We start from the raw sequence: 19,381 nt of genomic DNA on the forward strand, positions 1-19,381 counted from the left end.
ATTTCAATTACCTTTGGCTTAATCAATTATGGAATATAATTATAACTCTTCCCGCAACCTTCTTCAAATGAAAGAATACGGGCGCAATATTCAGCACTTAGTACAACATGCAATTACCATTCAAGACGATACATTGCGCAATCAGCTAGTAGCAGATATTATTGATTTGATGGGAACATTAAATCCTAACCTAAGAAATGTGGAGGATTATCGCCATAAACTTTGGGATCATCTTTTCATGATTTCTGATTTTAAATTAAAAGCAGAATCTCCTTATCCAATTCCTACAAGAGAACTACTTACACGGCGTACAATGGAATTAGAATATCCAAGAGAAAATGTAAAATTCAGACACTACGGCCGCTATGTTGAATCAATGATTGAAAAGGCAAAAGGCATTGAAGATCCAGAAAAGAAAAAAGAATTTGTAGAAATCATTGGAAACTATATGAAACTGGTGTATCAAAACTGGAATCGAGAAAATGTTACGGATGATATTATTAAAAATGATTTACGCTTCCTCTCTAATAATATGTTATCGTTGGATGATGAAAGTAATTTAGATTCTCTCTCCCGCTCAAGTCGTAGATCAACACAACCCCAACAAAAAACCAATCAAAATAAACCTGGAAAGAAACCTTTCAGACCAAATAGATTTCCTAACCGGAATTTTAAAAAGAATCGTTAATGGATGCATTTGAAATTGAGGGTGGCCACAAATTACATGGTGAAATAACTCCACAAGGAGCAAAGAATGAAGCACTCCAGGTATTATGTGCAGTATTATTAACTGAAGAAGAAGTTCGCATTTCTAATATCCCAAATATTCTGGATGTAAATCTGCTGATTGAATTACTTGCAGATATTGGTGTGAATGTTACCAAAGAAAATCCGGATACGTATTTATTTAAAGCTGATGCTGTAGATATTGATTTTTTGAAGACTGACAAATTCAAAGAAAAAAGTAAAAAGCTGCGTGGCTCTGTAATGATTTTAGGACCATTGCTTGCCAGATTTAAGCATGCAAGTTTACCGAAACCTGGCGGTGATAAAATTGGTCGCAGAAGATTAGATACACATTTTTTAGGATTTGTAAAACTCGGTGCCATTTTCAATTACGATTCTAAAGATGCTTTTTACACTATTGATGCTTCTCATTTGCATGGAAATTATATGTTGTTGGATGAAGCCTCTGTTACAGGGACAGCTAACGTATTGATGGCGGCTGTGATGGCAGAAGGTATTACCACTATTTATAATGCAGCTTGCGAACCCTATCTGCAACAACTTTGCAATATGCTGGTGAGTATGGGAGCAAAAATTAGTGGTATTGGTTCTAATTTATTGCGAGTGGAAGGTGTTTCTAAATTACAAGGAACACAACATCGTCTGTTGCCCGACATGATTGAAATAGGAAGCTTTATCGGTATGGCAGCAATGACCGGAAGTGCATTGACCATTCGCAATGTGCGCTATGATATGTTGGGATTAATTCCTGATGTATTCCGAAAACTGGGAATTAAATTAGAACTGCAAAATGATGATATAATAATCCCCGAGCAAGATGAATATGAAATTCAAAGTTTTATTGACGGATCTATTCTTACAATTGCGGATGCTCCATGGCCGGGATTTACACCGGATTTGTTGTCAATAGTTTTAGTAGTTGCTACACAGGCAAAAGGCAGTTTACTTATTCATCAAAAAATGTTTGAGTCACGGCTTTTCTTTGTAGATAAACTGATTGATATGGGCGCACAAATTATTTTATGCGATCCACATCGTGCTACTGTAATCGGATTAAATCGTCGTTTTAAATTACGTGGTATTGAAATGAGTTCCCCGGATATCAGAGCAGGCGTTGCATTGCTTATTGCAGCAATGTCAGCGGAAGGCAAAAGTATAATTCGCAACATTAATCAAGTTGATCGTGGATATCAAAATATTGATACACGCCTGAATGTGCTTGGTGCAAATATTCGTCGGTTTTAGAAAAATGGATTTAAGTTTTAAACTTTTGTTAACGCAACCTTCAAAGCACAACTAATGTCAATTGAGATAAACCAATTTTAATCAAAAAAATCCCTTTTATATGCTTCTTAAAATAAAAATCAGGTATATAACTTTTCTATCTCTAATAATAATTTTTACAATTATTACCGGGACTGTATTTTCCCAATACAATGAAAAGCATTTAGTAGCCGGCGATAAAGCCCCCAATATTACATGTGATGATATGATTGGAAATTGCACTGAACTGAATGCGCTTTCCGGAAAAATCGTGTTAATAGAATTCTGGGGCTCCAACAATCGCAGCAGCATGGTTGATCATGCAGAATTAGAAAAAATTTATATGGATTATAAGGATGTAAATTTTAAAAACGGGGATGGATTTGAAGTGTATAGCATTGCATTAGATGATTCAGGAGAAAGTTGGAAAATGGCAACGATCAGAGATAATAATAGTTGGGAATACTCCATGCGCAGTCCCGAGCGATGGAATTCAAAAGCAGCACTTGATTATAATATTCAATCAATTCCTAAGTACTTTCTAATAAACGGTGATGGAGAAATAATTGAAACTCTGTTCATGATGAAAGACCTGCCTCAAATACTTTCTAAGTATTCCGGAAAAATCCGGTGACAGTTTGACACCAATAAGGTAGTGGCTTTGTTTTTGACCTATGCGTCTGCACAAAAACAGGAAAGAGGTATGTCTAAAAATAAAGATAAAGAGGCAGCAGAAAATTTAATGCCCTTGGAAGAAGACTTGGATCAAGCTTCTAACACGAAAGAAAGGTCGGAGGAAGATGAATATTCTTCAGATGAGAATTCTGAAATGATTAACAAACTGGAAGAACAAAAAGAAAAGTTTCTCCGCCTGCTTGCAGAATTCGAAAACTATAAACGTCGTACTTCTAAAGAAAAAATTGAAATGCTGAAAGTGGCAGGTCAGGATGTCATCAAAGATTTACTTCCTGCTTTAGATGATATTGATCGTGCGGAACAAGTGATGAAAGAAGCGAAAGATGTGGATGCTGTAAAAGAAGGTTTGAATTTAATCTCCGAAAAAATAAAAAATATACTCAAATCAAAAGGACTGCAAAACATCGTGCAAATAGGTGATGATTTTGATACTGAAACTATGGAGGCAATTACAGAAATAGCAGCCGGAGAAAAGATGAGTGGCAAAGTAGTAGATATTTTAGAAAAGGGATACACCTTAAATGAAAAGATTATCAGATACGCAAAAGTGGTAGTAGGAAAATAATATGGCGAAGAGAGACTATTATGAAATTTTGGGTGTAAGCAAAAATGCTACTGCTGAAGAAATAAAAAAAGCATATCGCAAACTTGCTTTGCAATATCATCCCGATAAAAATCCGGGTAATAAAGAATCAGAAGAAAAATTTAAAGAAGGTGCCGAAGCCTATGATATTCTGAGTAATGCTGATAAAAAACAGCGTTATGATCAGTATGGTCATGCAGGCATGAGTGGCGCAGGTGGATTTAGCGGCGGCAATATGAATATGGAAGATATCTTCAGTCAGTTTGGAGATATTTTCGGTGAATCAATTTTCGATAACTTTTTTGGTGGTGGCGGTGGTCGTGGCGGACGTCGCCAGGCAACTGGTAGAAAGGGAAGTAATATTCGTATTAAAGTAAAACTTTCTTTAAAAGAAATTGCAGAAGGCGCACGCAAAACCATCAAAGTAAAAAAATATATTACTTGTGATACTTGCAACGGCAGTGGAGCAAAAGATAGCAGTTCATTTCACAGTTGTAAATCATGTAATGGACAAGGATATGTACGACGAGTTACCAATACTATTCTCGGTCAGATGCAAACAACACAAACCTGCCCTACTTGTCATGGTACAGGACAAACGGTAACTGCGAATTGTGTTAAGTGTCACGGTGATGGAAAAATTTATGGAGAGGATACAATTACAATTGATATTCCCGCAGGTGTTACCGATGGTATTGAATTAAGTATGAACGGAAAAGGAAATGCCGGTGATAAGGGTGGTCCCAATGGAGATTTATTAATTAGCATTGAAGAAATTCCAGATCCAGATTTAAAACGGGAAGGCAATCATGTGCTGCATAATTTATATATCAACTTTGCAGATGCTGCCTTAGGAACACAAGTAGAAGTCCCAACTATTGATGGGAAAGTACGAGTTAAAATTCCTGAAGGAACACAAAGCGGACATATCCTGCGATTAAAAGGTAAAGGTTTGCCGGGATTAAATTCTTACGGAAAAGGCGATGAAATTATTCAGGTTAATATTTGGGTTCCAAGACATTTAAGTAGTGAAGAGAAAAAAGCAATGGAAAAATTAAGGTCTTCAAAAAACTTTCAACCGGATGTGAATGAAACAAAAAAGGAAAAACATTTCTTTGATAAAATGCGGAATTTATTCGGGTGATATTATTCGCTGAGATCTATAAAATCAGCAACTCCATTTTGCAATAATCTGATGAATTGAGCTATAGAATAATTTTCTTGTTCGCCGGTAATTAAATTTTTACACGCTACTACATTTTCCTTTATTTCTTTTTCACCAACCAATAATGCGTAAGTAATATTTTTTGCTTCTGCGTATTTAAATTTCTTACCAAGTTTATTTGCAGTTTCAGGATATAATTCTGCGGCAATATTATTTGCATGTAATTCCATTGCATACTGCATGGCAATTTTAATTGCAGAATCTTCCATCGGAATCAACAGCACATCCGGACCTTGTAATGCAGAAGCGGGAAACAGATTCAATTCATTTAATACATCATAAATACGATCTAATCCAAAAGATATTCCCACACCACTTGTATCCGGCAAACCAAAAATCCCAGTGAGATCATCATATCTTCCACCACCAAGTATGCTCCCCATTTTTACATCATTGGCTATTACTTCATAGATAGTACCGGTATAATAACTTAATCCTCGTGCAAGGGTGAGATCAAATTGAATTTGTATTGCAGAATTTTTTGTTGGGGGTATGTAGCTGAATAATTCTTTTAATTCTTTCAATCCTTCCTTCCCTTTTTCACCAGTAAATATTTTTTCCAATGCAGAAATTTTTTCAGCCGTTGTTCCATCAATAGCAATTACTGAAATTATTTTTTCAATTTGCGCAGCATTAAATCCGTTTGCCGATAATTCTTTTTCTACACCTTCTATTCCTATCTTATCTAATTTATCGATGGCAACAGTTAAGAATAAATTCTTTTCTGTTTCACCGATGTATTCACTTATACCGTCCAGAATTTTTCTATTATTTAATCGTATCGTAACTGAAACATTCAACTGCGAAAACACATCTTGAATTATCTGCACAAGCTCTGCATCTAATACCAAACTTTTACTTCCAATTACATCTGCATCACATTGATAAAATTCACGATAGCGTCCTTTTTGTGGTCGGTCTGCACGCCACACTGATTGTATTTGATATCGTTTAAAAGGAAATGTAATTAAGTGTTTGTTCATCACCACATAGCGGGCAAATGGAACGGTGAGATCATAGCGCAAACCTTTTTCTGCAATAACAGGTAATAATTTTTGCGCACTTTTTTCCTGTAAAATTTCCGCATCTGCATCTTTTAAAAAATCTCCCGAGTTCAAAATTTTAAATAACAGTTTATCACCTTCTAAACCATATTTACCTGTAAGCGTACTCAGGTTTTCCATTGCAGGAGTTTCTATTGGCTGATAACCATAGAGTGTATAAACTTTGCGAATTGCTTCGATGATATAATTGCGTTTTGCAACTTCTACCGGACCAAAATCTCTTGTGCCTGATGGTATGCCGGGTTTATTTATTGTCATGCAGCAAATTTACTTGGAATAAATTTCAATTATTTTATCACATGCAGAATTCAACATTGAAAATACTTCTTCATACTTCTCTTCATTATAATAAGGATCAGGTATTCCGATATTTCTTTCAGGATAAACAAGATTCATAATTAATTGTACTTTTTGTTTTTCATCTTCCGTTTCGGCCTGCATTAATAAGTCACGATAGTTAGAACCATCCATTGCATAAATATGATCGTACTCATTAAAAAAAGAATAATGGAATTGTTTTGCTCGCTGCTTACTGATATCCATATTTTTTGCATGCATAATTTTTCTCGCACCCGGATGTGGTGCTTCGCCGCTATGCCAATCACCCGTGCCGCAAGAAGTTACTTGCCAATCCAATCCATGCTGTTCAATCTTATGTCGCATAACACCTTCTGCAATCGGACTGCGACAAATATTCCCCAAACACACCATCAAAATCTTCATATCAAAATTCTTCTTTGCAATTAATACATATTATTTACTGTCGTATGCACATCTGTAAGTGATGCGAGTATTATTCAGATTTGAAACCACAACCATTTTATCTAATGTACCATTAGAATTATAAGTGAGTGTGTTTATATTATCAGGTGTTTTAGATTTCTCATCCGAATACATTTTAAAACCACTTATTCTTGAACTTTCATAAGTATATAAAATCTTATAAGAAAACTCATTGCCATATTTAAATTGTGTTTCTATCAGTTGATTATTATCGTTATATTTATAAGTGTATAAATCCACATCCTTCCAGCTTTGAATATCTACCGGAGTTCCTTTTTCACCACTTGTATAAACCGGAGTCTGACCTTTTGCTTTTGTAATATTTCCTTTATCATCATACTCGAAAGTATAACGTCTTGCTTCTGCACCACCTTCGGTTTTTTCCACAAGTTTTCCTTTTTCGTTATATACAAAATAGGTTTCCACAGTATTCAAATCAAAATCTAATGAAGTGATATGTTTAATCAAATTATCGGATGTGTATTCATAAAAATAATGAGAGGTATCATCGCCATAACCTTCGTCGTCTGTAGAGAAATAATTATCTAAAGAAGGATATTTTTCTTCTGTAATTTTTCCGCTTTCATCTACCAAACCAATAGCGTATAAAAACTCTTCATTGCCATATTCAGGATTCGTTTGAAATGTATTTATTTTTTGAATACGCAGAGCTGCATACACTTTTTCTATTGCAGGATTATAACCAATTTCACCAGGACGCAATTGTGCCGACACTGTGGTTGTGATAATTAAAATACTAAGAATTGTGGTGCTAATGTTTTTCATAGTTTATTGTGTTTTATTAAAATAATTTAAAATATTTTCTGCTTGTGTAAAGTTACTTGACGCAACCGGGATTCTCAATTCATCAAAAGTATGTCCTTTGCGTGTTTCCCATCCTATAGTGAATTCAATTATATCTTGCTGATTTTTATTCATCATTTCCACTTTCCTTAAATATCTGTTTTCACCAATTAAAGTAAACGCTTGTGCATTAATAAAAACTGTTGTTGGTGTAATTACTATTTGTCTCGGTGTAAGCATTTGCATTTTCAAATTCTTTATTGCAAAATATCTGCGTAGCCAGACAACTATTAAGCCAATTGCACTTGCAAATAATATTGCTGTAATTAGATTCACATCTCTGGCAGCCATTAAACCCATTGTACCCATTACTATTGCGCCAATAAATAAATAAATAGAATCTTCATTGCGCAATTTTTTTTCAGTAATTATAAATTGCTTCCAGCTTTCAGCATCTATTATCCACTCTCCCAGAATTAATATATCAGAATTTTTTTCTTGATCTGGTGAATGAGGATGCGTATTATCTTTTTTCTCTGGAATTATAATTTCTGCTTTGCTATGTTCCTTAAACTTTTTATAAATGCCCCAACCAATTAAAATACATGAAACCATTAACGGCAAACCCAAAAACCAAACTCCACTTATTAATGCACCAATAGCAACAGGCAATAACATAACAAGAACCATTATTAGCATTACTACAATAATTAAATTTCCTTTTTTTACTTGTTGATTGTTCAGCATAATTCTCTATTCAATGTCAATGATAATTAAGAAGCGATGTAATTACAATATGTAACTTTACAATCATGTTGACGGAAGATACAATTGCAGCGTTGTCCACGGCTCCCGGTGTCGGCGCAATTGCAGTATTACGATTATCAGGAAATGAAGCTCTTCACATTGCAAATTCTATTTTTTCAGGAACAGATCTCACAAAAGCAGATTCACATACATTGCATTTCGGAATAATAAAATCCGGTGATGAAAAAATTGATGAAGTGGTTATCGGAATTTTTAAATCACCAAAATCTTATACCGGTGAAGATGTTGTTGAAATTTCTTGTCATGGTTCAATTTATATTACGCAACGCATTCTTCAATTATTAGTTAGTAATGGTGCACGATTAGCTAAAGCAGGTGAGTTTACAATGCGTGCATTTTTACATGGCAAAATGGATTTATCACAAGCAGAAGCTGTGGCAGATTTAATTGCATCAGAAACAAAAGCATCACATCAACTTGCATTGCAACAAATGCGTGGCGGCTATTCTGAAACATTAAAAAATTTGCGGTATAAATTAATTGAGTTTGGTTCATTGATAGAATTGGAATTGGATTTCAGTGAAGAAGATGTGGAGTTTGCAGATCGTTCACATTTAGTAAAACTGACTGAAAAAATAAAAGAAGTTATTGATCAATTAATACTTTCTTTTCAATTAGGTAATGTAATTAAGTTGGGAGTGAATACTGTAATTGCCGGCAGACCAAATGCAGGTAAATCTACTTTGTTAAATGCATTATTAAATGAAGAGCGTGCCTTAGTAAGTGAAATTGCAGGAACCACTCGTGATACGATTGAAGAAGAATTAAATATTCACGGTATTAATTTCCGCATGATTGATACAGCGGGAATTCGTGAGTCAACAGATATCATTGAAAAAATGGGTGTAGAAAAAACAATGGAGAAAATAAAAACTTCTACATTATTAATTTATTTGTTTGATGTAAATACAATGACCCCCGAAGAAGTAAAAAATGATTTGAATGCATTAATTGAAACAGGAGATAAGTTATTATTGGTTGCAAATAAAATTGATAAGCATGATGCAGGCTATAAATTCTCAAAATTTTTTGCATTAGAACCCGACTGTTATATTTCATCATTAGAACATACCAATTTGGATGAGTTGAAAGAGATGATGTATAAAAAAGTAATTCAGAATAATTCCTATACCGAAAGTGCTATTGTTTCCAATATTCGTCATTTAGAAGCATTGCAAAAAGCAAAAGAAGCATTGCAAGAAATTATAAATGCAGTAGAAAATAAAGTGAGTGGAGAGTTCACTGCATTACATATCCGCAGCGCATTAAATTATATCGGTGAAATAACCGGCGAAGTAACACATGAGGATATGCTGGATTTTATCTTTTCGAAATTTTGTATTGGGAAATGATTATTTTATCCTTATTTCATAAACGCAATGACTAAACAATTACAAGAAACCGAGCAGTTTTTATTTACGGATATAAAGCATCTGATTGAAAGCAGCCGTCAGCGGGTAGCTGTGGCGGTGAATGCAGAAATCACAATGCTCTATTGGAATATTGGCAAACACATTAGCCAATTTTTGCTGAACGATAAAAGGGCAGCATACGGCAAACAGATTCTTTGGACACTGTCGCAAGAATTGACGGAGACGTATGGCAAGGGTTGGCATGAAAAAACATTAAGGCATTGTCTCCGCAGTGCGGAGACTTTTACCAAAATTCAAATTGTCTCCGCAGTGCGGAGACAAATGAGCTGGACACATATCCGAACCATTATGTATCTGAAAGATGAAATCCAAAGGGAATTTTATTTGGAAATTTGTGCCAATGAACGTTGGAGTAGCCGGCAATTACAGGAACGCATTAACTCCATGCTATTTGAGCGCACTGCCATTAGTAAAAAGCCGGAGCTAACCATACAAAACGATTTAGAAAAACTAAGAACCACACAAGAAATAAGTTTGCCGTTGGTTTTTAAAGACCCTTACCTGTTAGATTTTTTAGGCTTGGCAGATACCTACAGCGAAAAAGATTTAGAACAAACTATTGTTTACCAATTGCAGCTTTTTATTTTAGAACTGGGTAACGATTTTGCTTTTATGGCAAGGCAAAAGCGTATTACAGTGGATGATACTGATTACTATATTGACCTGCTGTTTTACCACCGCAAACTACGCAGGCTGGTAGCCATTGATTTAAAATTAGGCAAGTTTGAACACAGCCATAAAAGCCAGATGGAATTGTACTTGCGCTGGCTGGCCAAATATGAACAGCAGGAACACGAACAAGCCCCTATTGGCTTAATACTTTGTGCCGATAAAAGCAATGAAATGGTAGAACTGCTTGAAATGGATGCCACCGGAATACAAGTGGCACAATACCTTACCGAACTGCCCAGCAAAGAACTGCTGCAACAAAAACTGCATGAAGCCATTGCGATTGCAAAACATAGATTGGAGAATAAAAAAATGGAAGAAGAATGATGGAAGTTGAGCGAAATAACCAGCGAAGTAACCCATGAAAACAAGCTGGATTTTATCTTTTCGATATTTTGTATCGAGGAAATAATTAAAGGATTTAATCCCTACATTTGAATGAGCATTCATTCACTAACACTGAAAATAGCAATCAATGCCTGATAAGTCATACACCCATTAATCCGCTTTAGTGATAAAGGAATATCGACTCAAATTGGAATATTATAAAATCTATTTTTCTATTTAATAATTACATCAACATTTTTATTTAATTCTTTTCATCATTTTACTCTACACTTTCTGATGATATATCCAAAGGTTCTACCTCTCCATTCCCTTCCAACTCAATCACATTCCCCTTCAACTCCACGCCATCCACAATCACTTTTATTTTCCCATCGGCTTTAATTATTTCGATATGATAATGTTTATCATAATAGCGATAATTTACTTTATAGGAATTCCATTCTTCGGGAATGCAAGGAATAATTTTTAGTGTATTTCCTTCTTTGTGAATACCAAGAAATGATTCTGTAATTAAACGATATAACCATGCTGCGGAACCTGTGTACCAAGTCCATCCGCCACGACCGGCATGTGGGTCACGGGAATATACATCGGCTGCAAGCACATAAGGTTCTACTTTATAAACCGCAACATCTTCTGCATTTTTTCCATGATTAACCGGATTTATCATATTTAATAATTCCCACACACGGGCATTATTTCCTAGTTTGGCAAATGCCATTATCATCCATATTGCAGCATGTGTATATTGGCCACCGTTTTCTCTTACTCCCGGAACATATCCTTTGATATAACCCGGATCCAATTCAGATTTATCGAATGCAGGTGTAAGTAATTTTATAATACCCACTTCTTGTTCCACTAAATTTTTATAAGCAGAATTCATTGCGGTTTCAATTAATTTTTCATTACCACCACCTGATAATACCGACCAACTTTGAGAGATAGAATCAATCATACATTCTTCATCGGTTTTAGATCCCAGCGGAGTTCCATCATCAAACCAAGCACGCTTATACCATTCACCATCCCACGCACTTTTATCAATATTCGCTTTCAATTTTGTTGCTTCTACTTTGCATGTTTCTGCAAAGGATTCATCATTATGTAAACTTGCCGTTTGTGCAAACTCATCCAAAATTTCATACAGGAAAAATGCAAGCCATACACTTTCTCCCTTCCCTTCTTTACCCACTTTATCAAAGCCATCATTCCAATCGCCGGTACCTATTAAAGGCAAACCATGTTCACCGAAATTAAGTCCATGTTTAATTGCCCGAACACAATGATTATACAATGAAGCAGGAGCATGAGCCAGCAAGGGTAAATCATAATAAGATTCCTCTCCCGGGTTTAATAATCTGCCATCCAAGAAATCAATGGATACATCTAATATTGAAGTATCGTCGGTATGTTTTAGATAATAATTTGTTACAAAAGGAAGCCATAAATAATCATCAGAAATTCTTGTTCTCACTCCCCTGCCAACAGGCGGATGCCACCAATGCTGCACATCTCCTTCTTTAAATTGTCGTGAAGCTGAAAGTAAAATCTGTTTACGGGCAAGTTCAGGTCTGGTATGAAGTAGCGACATTACATCCTGCAATTGATCTCGGAAACCAAATGCACCGCCAGACTGATAAAATCCACTGCGACCCCAAAGTCTTGAGGAAAGTGTTTGATATGTAAGCCAACCGTTGGTAATTAAATTGATAGCCGTATCCGGTGTTTCTACTTGAAATGCATTAATAGTTTTTGCCCAATATGCTTTTACTTTTTGCAATGCATCTATTGCTTTCTCTTTACCCCGAAATGTCTTGCTTAATGCAATTGCATCCGTTTCATCTTTGCCGGCACCAATGCGGAAAATAACTTCCTGCTCTTCACCATCTGCCAGGAATAAAGGAACTTGAATTGCACCACAGGGATCTAACGCCAGACCAACTTTTCCCGACAACTTCATTCGTGTTAAAGCATCCGGTTTTTTAAGATTTCCATTGCGTCCCAAAAATTCTGTTCGATCTCCTGTATAAGATTTTTTCAAATAATCCACATCAAAAAATGCTACCCTGCAATTGAATTCTGTATTGTATTGATTTTTTGCAAATAAGGCTTTGCTGTCCGGATCAATTTCGGTGTGAATATGCATTGCAGTTTTTGTTCTGACATCACCCAACACCCATTCAATATATCCGGTGGCAGATAAATTGCGAGGTCTGCCACTTTTATTTCTAATTTTTATTACATTGAATTTCACAGCCGATTCTATATCCACAAACACAGTCATTTCAGTATGTATTCCATCTTCCAAATGTTCAAACACACTGTAACCAAAACCATGTCGGGTAATATATGGAGACGCACCTCCGGCTGGCAATAATGAAGTTGACCAAACATGTCCGCCCTCTTCATCTCTTATATAAAACGCTTCTCCGCTGGTATCCGAAACCGGATCATTGCTCCAGGTACTTAATCTCAATTCATGCGCATTTTCAGTCCAGGTATATGTGGAGCCACTTTCTGAAATTACGGTTCCAAAATTTGGATTTGCAATTACATTCACCCAAGGTACCGGTGTTCTATTTTCATTATCAGATATGATCACATACTCTTTTCCATCCGCAGAAAATCCACCTTTTCCATTAAAGAAGAGGAGATCCTTTGGCAATGGAAGTGTTGCTTCAGAACGAGGATAGGATTCGCTTTGTGCAATACGAGGTACAAGCACTTTTGCAATTTCTTTTTTATTCACATGATCTGCTAAAGAACCTACAGAATCGGAAATAATAATACGAGCTACAGTTTGGAATAAAATGCGATCCTCATTTGGAATCTGATCGGATGCCATAATAAATACTCCACCTTTTTTTCCCAATAACTCTGGAGGAATAAGTGCTTCAATATCACTTTGAAAGGATTGCCGGTAACCATAATGTGTTTCATTCCAAATTACAAGATCCACCACTAATCCTTTCAATCTCCAATAAGCATGGGCTTGAATCATATCATGCACTAAGGCAATATTTTCCTGACTTTCTACTATCAATAACACGATAGGCAAATCTCCCGATATAGCATATCCCCACAAGCCGGATTGCTGTCTGCGGTTATTTATAAGCACCGTAGGATCCGCCCGGAATAAGGAATTCGGATATAATATTGAACTTGCCAATCTGCTAAATAACTGGGCTTCCCGCTCTGATGCATTTAAATGATGAAGCACTACCTGACTATGCGACCAAGCCAATTCAAACACTCTATCCTTATGGGATTTATTATCGTAATACTTATTGATTAAATTCTGACAACCTTCTTTTGTTTCTGCAATTCCGGTTACCATATCAATTGTAATTGTCTCTTCAGGTTGAATTGTAATTCTATACCGAATAGCTACAATTGGATCTAATACAGAACCCTGCCCTCCGCCAAGTTTACCGGGTTTCATCGCTTGCGGTTTTACTATTGTATTGCCATGGCCGATAAATGCCATGCGGTCTGTTTCATAGGATATTTCTTCCGGTTCTCTGCCTTCGGCAACCATCAAATGAAACATCCAGGGTGCATGTTCATCGGCAGACCTTGGCCGACGTGTGCAGATGATCGCATTTTGATTAGGTAAAATTTCAGTTTGAACAAACAGTTTGCTAAAAGCCGGCGACATCAAATCAGAAATTGCAGGGGCTAATACTACTTCTGCATAACTTGTCAGTTCAATAGTTTTGGGTTTATCTCCGCAATGTGTTAAATGCAATCTGCGCATTTCAATATCATCTTCAGGAGAAACCACAATTTCCGTATGTACATCTATTTCGTGCTGAGAAATATGGAAATCTACCCGACCTTGCGAATAAGCAACTTCATACTTCAATGTTTTTTTAAGTGTAGGTTGAAGCGTATTGGACCAAATTGTATCTTCTTTCACATCACGGATGTAACAGAATGAGCCCCAGTTATCGCAAGTAACATCATCATGCCAGCGAGTGATGGCAATATCTTTCCAGCGGCTATATCCACCACCTGCATTACTTATCATTAAATGATATTTACCATTGGATAATAATTGTATTTCAGGAATAGGAGTGAAAGCAGTTTGCAGTATTCTGGTTTCCTGAGCAGTTGCCTTATAATTAATATCCTCAAGCGAAGTAGTATGCGCAAAAGCAGCAGTAGCTTTTGGTACTCTTTCTTGTAATAATAACAGTGTTGCTTTAAACTGTGGCTCCGCTTCAAACAATTTTTGCATAGGTTTATCCAATAGCAAATACGCTAAGGATAATAAACTCATACCATGGTGATGCGTCATGAATGAATAAACTATTGCCCTTGATTGACCACGAGGTAAACGTGAAGGTGTGTAATCCACTGCTTCATAAAATCCATATCTTCCTTCAATACCTTTTTTGTGCAGCAACTCCAGATTTTCACAAGCTTTTTTAGGTTCTACCATCAATGCCATTACTGTGGCATAAGGTGCTATAACAGTGTCTTCTTCCAAACCACGTTTTAATCCCAAACCGGGTGCACCAAATGCACGATATTGGTAATTAGAACTTGCATTAATCATATTGTAACCTGACTCAGAAATACCCCAAGGCCTGCCGGTTTTTTTACCGTATTTAATTTGCCAGTCCACTGCTGCTTTATAAGTTTCATCAAGCAATGTATTTTCAAAAGTAGGCATCACTAACAGCGGCATTAAATATTCGAACATGGAACCACTCCATGATAATAAAATAGATTCACCTTCCAGATTAGTTAATAAGCGACCCAATGCAAACCAACTTTCTTCAGGAAGTTTACCTTGTGCAATACAAACAAATATGCAAAGCCGTACTTCAGATGCGAGTAAGTCATAATAGCTGGGATCAATGCGGTGATCATGTACATTATAACCAATGGTGAACAGATGGCTATTTTTATCATACAGAAAATCCCATTGCATATCCGCAAATTCATCGCATTGATCTGCAAAATTTTTTGATGTAATAATTAATTCACCGATAGCATTTATTGATTGTGCTAATGCGAAATGCATTATTTCAAACCATTCTTTTTCAATCGTAGTGTTATATGAATTCTGCTTTCCGTTTACATTGGTCTGCAGTTCAATTGTTTTCCTTAATAAGGTATGCCAGGTAAAAGATATTTCCGGTGTAGAAATATTTTTAAATTCAGCCGGGCCATTTTGTAATAAAATCCACGGTTTAAAAAATAAAAAATGTTGATGTATTTCATCTAAATCTTCGATAAGCATTTGCTTCCACCGAATTGTTTCAGTATTGGTTTCCTCCGTTAATTCATTTAGAAAATTTCGAATTTGTATATCTAAATCTTCATACTGTTTTTTAATTTCTAAAATAGAAGAAATTTCTGTTTCGCAGATTGCATTCAAATCATTCATCAGCGATTCAGGTATCTGCTGTTTTGTTTCAGTTAATGTATCTAAAAGCACACCTAAAGTATCCCGAATTCCTTCAAATAATTTTAATCTGAATATTGGTTGATGTGGAATTGCGAATAATCCTTGTTTCAAAACCAACAAATGTCCTGCAAGATTTCCACTGTCCACAGTTGAAATATATTTTGGATAAAGTGGATGCAGAGTTTGTGTGTCATACCAATTATAAAAATGACCATTATAACGCTCCATTATTTTCATGGTTTTCAAAGTATTTGTAGAGCGTTCAATAAACTTCCCGATAGTAATATATCCAAATTCATAAGCACTTAAATTCGCCAATAATGCAATTCCAATATTGGTTGGCGAAGTGCGGTGAGCAATCAGTTCAACGGGTTGTTCCTGATAATTATCCGGAGGTAACCAACTATCTGTTGACACTACAAATTGCTCGAAGAAATTCCAGGTTTTTCTCGCCAGTTTCTGAAGAAAAATATGTTGATCATCAGATAATGTGGAAACAGGTTTTGCTTTTGGCTTACTGGTAATCCATGTGATAAGTGGCGCAGCAATCCATAGAAATAAAATTGGTGCGGTGATATAAAGTTTCTCGGGTGCATATAAACATAAATAAGTAAATACTGCAACGGTGAGAAAAGGCTCTACCCACATCGTAGCATATGCGGCTGCTAAACTCGATTGATATTCTTTTGAAGTATTTGCGGATGGCTCCCATTCCAATAAATATTTTTTAGAAATCAACATCCGCCATAGTGTTCTCAATATTCCTCTCAAATTTGCATAGGCTTCATAAGGCAGACTAATAAGAGTGAATAAAGTTTTAACAGTAATTTCCTGTAGATTTTGATAAGAATTTTTTACATGATATCGCAGTAACACATTTTTGGGTTTTCTAAAAATATCAAAGAGAGTTGTAATAAAAATCGGGAACACAATAATCAGTGAAACAGCAATTGTCCAGAACAATACAGAAGGAAGAACAAACCATGCTAATAACAAAAATAACGTATGTGCTATCGGTACAAAACTGCGGCGGATATTATCAAATATTTTCCAACGGGATAATCCGGAAATGGGATTTTTATAACGTTGCTTTTGCGGGCCGGGCACTACCGGAAATAGCCAGGATATAATCTGCCAATCCCCTCGCAACCAGCGTAATCTCACTTTCATATCTGCACGATATGTAGGCGGATATTTTTCGAACAATTGTACATCACTTAATAATCCGGAACGTATATAACAGCCTTCTAAAAGATCGTGACTAAGAATACGATTTTCAGGAAATTTCCTTTCCAAAACTTTATGAAAAATATCTACATCGTAAATACCTTTTCCGATAAAAGATCCCTCGCCAAATAAATCCTGATACACATCCGAAGATGCTCGGGTATAGGGGTCAATACCGGGTTCGTTGCCATGCATTTTTCTATATCTGGAACTTGAAATATCCGGTAAACTAATAGTTACTCTTGGTTGTAAAATTCCATAGCCTTTCGTAACACGTTTCTTTTTTTCATCATACCATGCACGATTTAAAGGATGAGCCATTGAGGCTACTAATTTCCATGCAGTATTTAAGGGTAGCTTAGTATCAGTATCTAATGTAATTACATATTTTATTTTCGGGAAAATAGATTGATCCCCTACAATCAATGAAAAATGTTCACTCGAATTTTCTCTTAATAATAAATTTAAATCAGAAAGTTTCCCTCGTTTTCTTTCATATCCCATCCAAACATTTTCATTGGGATTCCAAATTCTTGGCCGGTGAAAAAGTAAAAACAAATCATTCTTATCTCTTTGATATTTTCTATTGAGAGCTTCAATACCTTTTTTTGCAGCATCTAATATTAATTCATCTTCATCAGATTTTTCTTGTGCAGCATCCGTGAAATCAGTTAATAAACCGAAGTATAAATTGTTTTTTCTGTTGGCTAAAAATCTAACCTCTAATGATTCAATTAAATATTCTAGATCATCTATATTGGAAAGTAATGTAGGTACAACAATTAAGGTACTTGCCGATTCAGGAATATTATCGGAAAAATCCATTCTCGGCAGCAGGTTAGGTTTCACTAATAGTGTTGTGAAAAAATTTACTACTGAAATAGCCAGTTGACTTGCACTAATTATAGCAAGAATACTCACTAATACAAGCACCCAGGTATCTGAAGTTTCAGAAAATACTTTTAAGAAAATGGCAGCCCCAATTGCAAATGAGATTAATAAAATTGAAGTAATATAAAAGAACAGTGCATGACGTTTAAAATAATTTTGCATTTTGTCTATTCCTGACATATGCATTTTTACTCTCTTCTTTGTATCGCTTACTCCTTTTCCAATTAAATAATATCCCACATGTGCTGTTCGTGGATCACTGCCTACAGTTGATCTGTCTTCATGCATTAATTGAATTGCAATTTGCGCAACACCTTCTTCACTCAATGCACTTTTTTTAGCAATGTGCTCAACCACATGCCGATAATGATCTCGTGTAGAAAAATCCATGTTGCCATAAATTCCATTATTATCCTGCAACAATATTTTTTCTACTATACTGTGAGATTCAACAAAATTTCTCCAGTCAATGGATGCAAGTGTGCGCAAGCTTCCAATACTATTACTTATAGAAACCTGATCTGCTGCCTGCTTTTGATTTTCGGCATTTACCATTTCTGCACCGGTTAATCCACTGCCGGATAATTGCTGCTCCACCCAATTTAATACTAATGCGAGATCAGGTCCTTTACCTCTTAACTGACGAATTAATTCTGCTACAAACGCACTTTTAATTGGCGGGTTGGACCTTGCCATATCTGCCAATGCAATTACAATTTCTTTTGGTGCAGTTTCAGCAGTTTCAATCATTTTTAACGCCCAATAATTCGCCAAATCTCTTTCCATTCTATCATTGGCAAATCGTGCAGAAACACGACGGATATTTTCTATCAATGCCAATCGCAACATAATAGGAATAGACCACAATTCACCCAATTTTAAATTGGTAACGGTTTGATATGCTTCTAAAAAATTACTGAGATTTTCAATATCTATTCTTCCATCATTATGAGAAATTACTTGGAGAGCAATATCATAGCTGCGAGTAATACCTGTGGATTTACCTATAATAATTTGTGGTAAATCTTCACTGTAATGTTTTGGAAAATGTGTTTTAGCAATGCGGATATGTTCTTCTATCAAATAAAAATTATCAATCAACCATTCACCCGCAGGTGTTATCTGATAATCCTTTTTAATTGCATCGGTGATGAGCTTACGAATTTCCTGCAACACAATTTCATTATTCGCAAGTCTTTTTAATAAATGGTCTTTGGATGGCTTAGTACTGATTACATGTCGTGCTGCGAGTGCCTTACCAAATTGAATCATTTGATCAGAACTAAACAGCTCGTCCCGCATGGGTTCTTCAGTTAAATAATTTGGTGTGCTCCCATTTACATTCAACATTTTTCTCATATTGGATATGAGTGCGGTCGTTTCCGAATTCAATTTTAA

The 19,381-nt window shown here is 35.7% G+C and carries 12 protein-coding genes; 7 read left to right on the forward strand and 5 right to left on the reverse strand.

Translation table 11 applies throughout. The features are described 5' to 3' along the window. Nucleotides 1-67: 67 nt before the first annotated feature. The 5 genes from IPN31_03105 (at nucleotide 68) to dnaJ (ending at nucleotide 4,433) form a co-directional block, all read left to right on the forward strand. Nucleotides 68-688 (forward strand): DUF4290 domain-containing protein, encoded by a 621-nt coding sequence (locus IPN31_03105; protein ID MBK8680889.1) that lies wholly within the window; start codon nucleotides 68-70, stop codon nucleotides 686-688. Next, a complete protein-coding gene (murA, locus tag IPN31_03110) occupies nucleotides 688-1,992 on the forward strand; it encodes a UDP-N-acetylglucosamine 1-carboxyvinyltransferase (GenBank protein ID MBK8680890.1) in 1,305 nt (434 codons plus the stop codon). The genes IPN31_03105 and murA overlap by 1 nt, the downstream gene beginning before the upstream one ends. A gap of 100 nt (nucleotides 1,993-2,092) precedes the next feature. Next, nucleotides 2,093-2,644 carry a redoxin domain-containing protein gene (locus tag IPN31_03115; GenBank protein ID MBK8680891.1) on the forward strand — a complete coding sequence of 184 codons (552 nt, stop codon included), beginning with the start codon at nucleotides 2,093-2,095 and terminating at the stop codon, nucleotides 2,642-2,644. A 69-nt stretch (nucleotides 2,645-2,713) separates the two neighbouring features. Continuing rightward, nucleotides 2,714-3,271 carry a nucleotide exchange factor GrpE gene (locus IPN31_03120; GenBank protein ID MBK8680892.1) on the forward strand — a complete coding sequence of 186 codons (558 nt, stop codon included), beginning with the start codon at nucleotides 2,714-2,716 and terminating at the stop codon, nucleotides 3,269-3,271. Nucleotide 3,272: 1 nt separating this feature from the next. Continuing rightward, nucleotides 3,273-4,433: a molecular chaperone DnaJ gene (gene dnaJ / locus IPN31_03125; GenBank protein ID MBK8680893.1), complete on the forward strand. Its 1,161-nt coding sequence runs from the start codon at nucleotides 3,273-3,275 to the stop codon at nucleotides 4,431-4,433. 2 nt (nucleotides 4,434-4,435) lie between these two features. Here dnaJ and IPN31_03130 read toward each other — a convergent pair whose 3' ends face one another. Genes IPN31_03130 through IPN31_03145 form a run of 4 tightly spaced genes read right to left on the reverse strand, consistent with a single transcriptional unit; the run spans nucleotide 4,436 to nucleotide 7,912 of the window. Beyond that, complete coding sequence (locus IPN31_03130) at nucleotides 4,436-5,836, reverse strand: histidine--tRNA ligase (GenBank protein MBK8680894.1); 1,401 nt, start codon at nucleotides 5,834-5,836, stop codon at nucleotides 4,436-4,438. A 9-nt stretch (nucleotides 5,837-5,845) separates the two neighbouring features. Continuing rightward, the gene (locus IPN31_03135; protein MBK8680895.1) at nucleotides 5,846-6,301 is read right to left on the reverse strand and encodes a low molecular weight phosphotyrosine protein phosphatase; all 456 of its coding nucleotides are present in this window, start codon (nucleotides 6,299-6,301) and stop codon (nucleotides 5,846-5,848) included. 30 nt (nucleotides 6,302-6,331) lie between these two features. Continuing rightward, the gene (locus IPN31_03140; GenBank protein ID MBK8680896.1) at nucleotides 6,332-7,147 is read right to left on the reverse strand and encodes a hypothetical protein; all 816 of its coding nucleotides are present in this window, start codon (nucleotides 7,145-7,147) and stop codon (nucleotides 6,332-6,334) included. 3 nt (nucleotides 7,148-7,150) lie between these two features. Further along, nucleotides 7,151-7,912, reverse strand: a complete 762-nt coding sequence (locus tag IPN31_03145; GenBank protein ID MBK8680897.1) for a hypothetical protein — start codon at nucleotides 7,910-7,912, stop codon at nucleotides 7,151-7,153. Nucleotides 7,913-7,977: 65 nt separating this feature from the next. Between IPN31_03145 and mnmE the strand changes: the two genes are divergently transcribed. Beyond that, nucleotides 7,978-9,345, forward strand: coding sequence for a tRNA uridine-5-carboxymethylaminomethyl(34) synthesis GTPase MnmE (gene mnmE, locus IPN31_03150; GenBank protein MBK8680898.1), 1,368 nt, complete (start codon nucleotides 7,978-7,980; stop codon nucleotides 9,343-9,345). Nucleotides 9,346-9,372: 27 nt separating this feature from the next. Continuing rightward, nucleotides 9,373-10,422 (forward strand): DUF1016 family protein, encoded by a 1,050-nt coding sequence (locus IPN31_03155; GenBank protein MBK8680899.1) that lies wholly within the window; start codon nucleotides 9,373-9,375, stop codon nucleotides 10,420-10,422. A 280-nt stretch (nucleotides 10,423-10,702) separates the two neighbouring features. Here IPN31_03155 and IPN31_03160 read toward each other — a convergent pair whose 3' ends face one another. Further along, a complete protein-coding gene (locus tag IPN31_03160) occupies nucleotides 10,703-19,342 on the reverse strand; it encodes a cyclic beta 1-2 glucan synthetase (GenBank protein ID MBK8680900.1) in 8,640 nt (2,879 codons plus the stop codon). Nucleotides 19,343-19,381: the final 39 nt, after the last annotated feature.

The organism is Bacteroidota bacterium (assembly GCA_016715425.1).
Classification (GTDB): domain Bacteria; phylum Bacteroidota; class Bacteroidia; order Chitinophagales; family BACL12; genus JADKAC01.

Bases quoted from the DNA above. Each gene is read 5' to 3' on its own strand.
- dnaJ (MBK8680893.1), top strand. From the start codon at position 3,273: ATGGCGAAGAGAGACTATTATGAAATTTTGGGTGTAAGCAAAAATGCT.
- IPN31_03120 (MBK8680892.1), top strand. From the start codon at position 2,714: ATGTCTAAAAATAAAGATAAAGAGGCAGCAGAAAATTTAATGCCCTTG.
- murA (MBK8680890.1), top strand. From the start codon at position 688: ATGGATGCATTTGAAATTGAGGGTGGCCACAAATTACATGGTGAAATA.
- mnmE (MBK8680898.1), top strand. From the start codon at position 7,978: ATGTTGACGGAAGATACAATTGCAGCGTTGTCCACGGCTCCCGGTGTC.
- IPN31_03130 (MBK8680894.1), bottom strand. From the start codon at position 5,836: ATGACAATAAATAAACCCGGCATACCATCAGGCACAAGAGATTTTGGT.
- IPN31_03160 (MBK8680900.1), bottom strand. From the start codon at position 19,342: ATGAGAAAAATGTTGAATGTAAATGGGAGCACACCAAATTATTTAACT.
- IPN31_03105 (MBK8680889.1), top strand. From the start codon at position 68: ATGAAAGAATACGGGCGCAATATTCAGCACTTAGTACAACATGCAATT.
- IPN31_03140 (MBK8680896.1), bottom strand. From the start codon at position 7,147: ATGAAAAACATTAGCACCACAATTCTTAGTATTTTAATTATCACAACC.
- IPN31_03145 (MBK8680897.1), bottom strand. From the start codon at position 7,912: ATGCTGAACAATCAACAAGTAAAAAAAGGAAATTTAATTATTGTAGTA.
- IPN31_03155 (MBK8680899.1), top strand. From the start codon at position 9,373: ATGACTAAACAATTACAAGAAACCGAGCAGTTTTTATTTACGGATATA.
- IPN31_03115 (MBK8680891.1), top strand. From the start codon at position 2,093: ATGCTTCTTAAAATAAAAATCAGGTATATAACTTTTCTATCTCTAATA.
- IPN31_03135 (MBK8680895.1), bottom strand. From the start codon at position 6,301: ATGAAGATTTTGATGGTGTGTTTGGGGAATATTTGTCGCAGTCCGATT.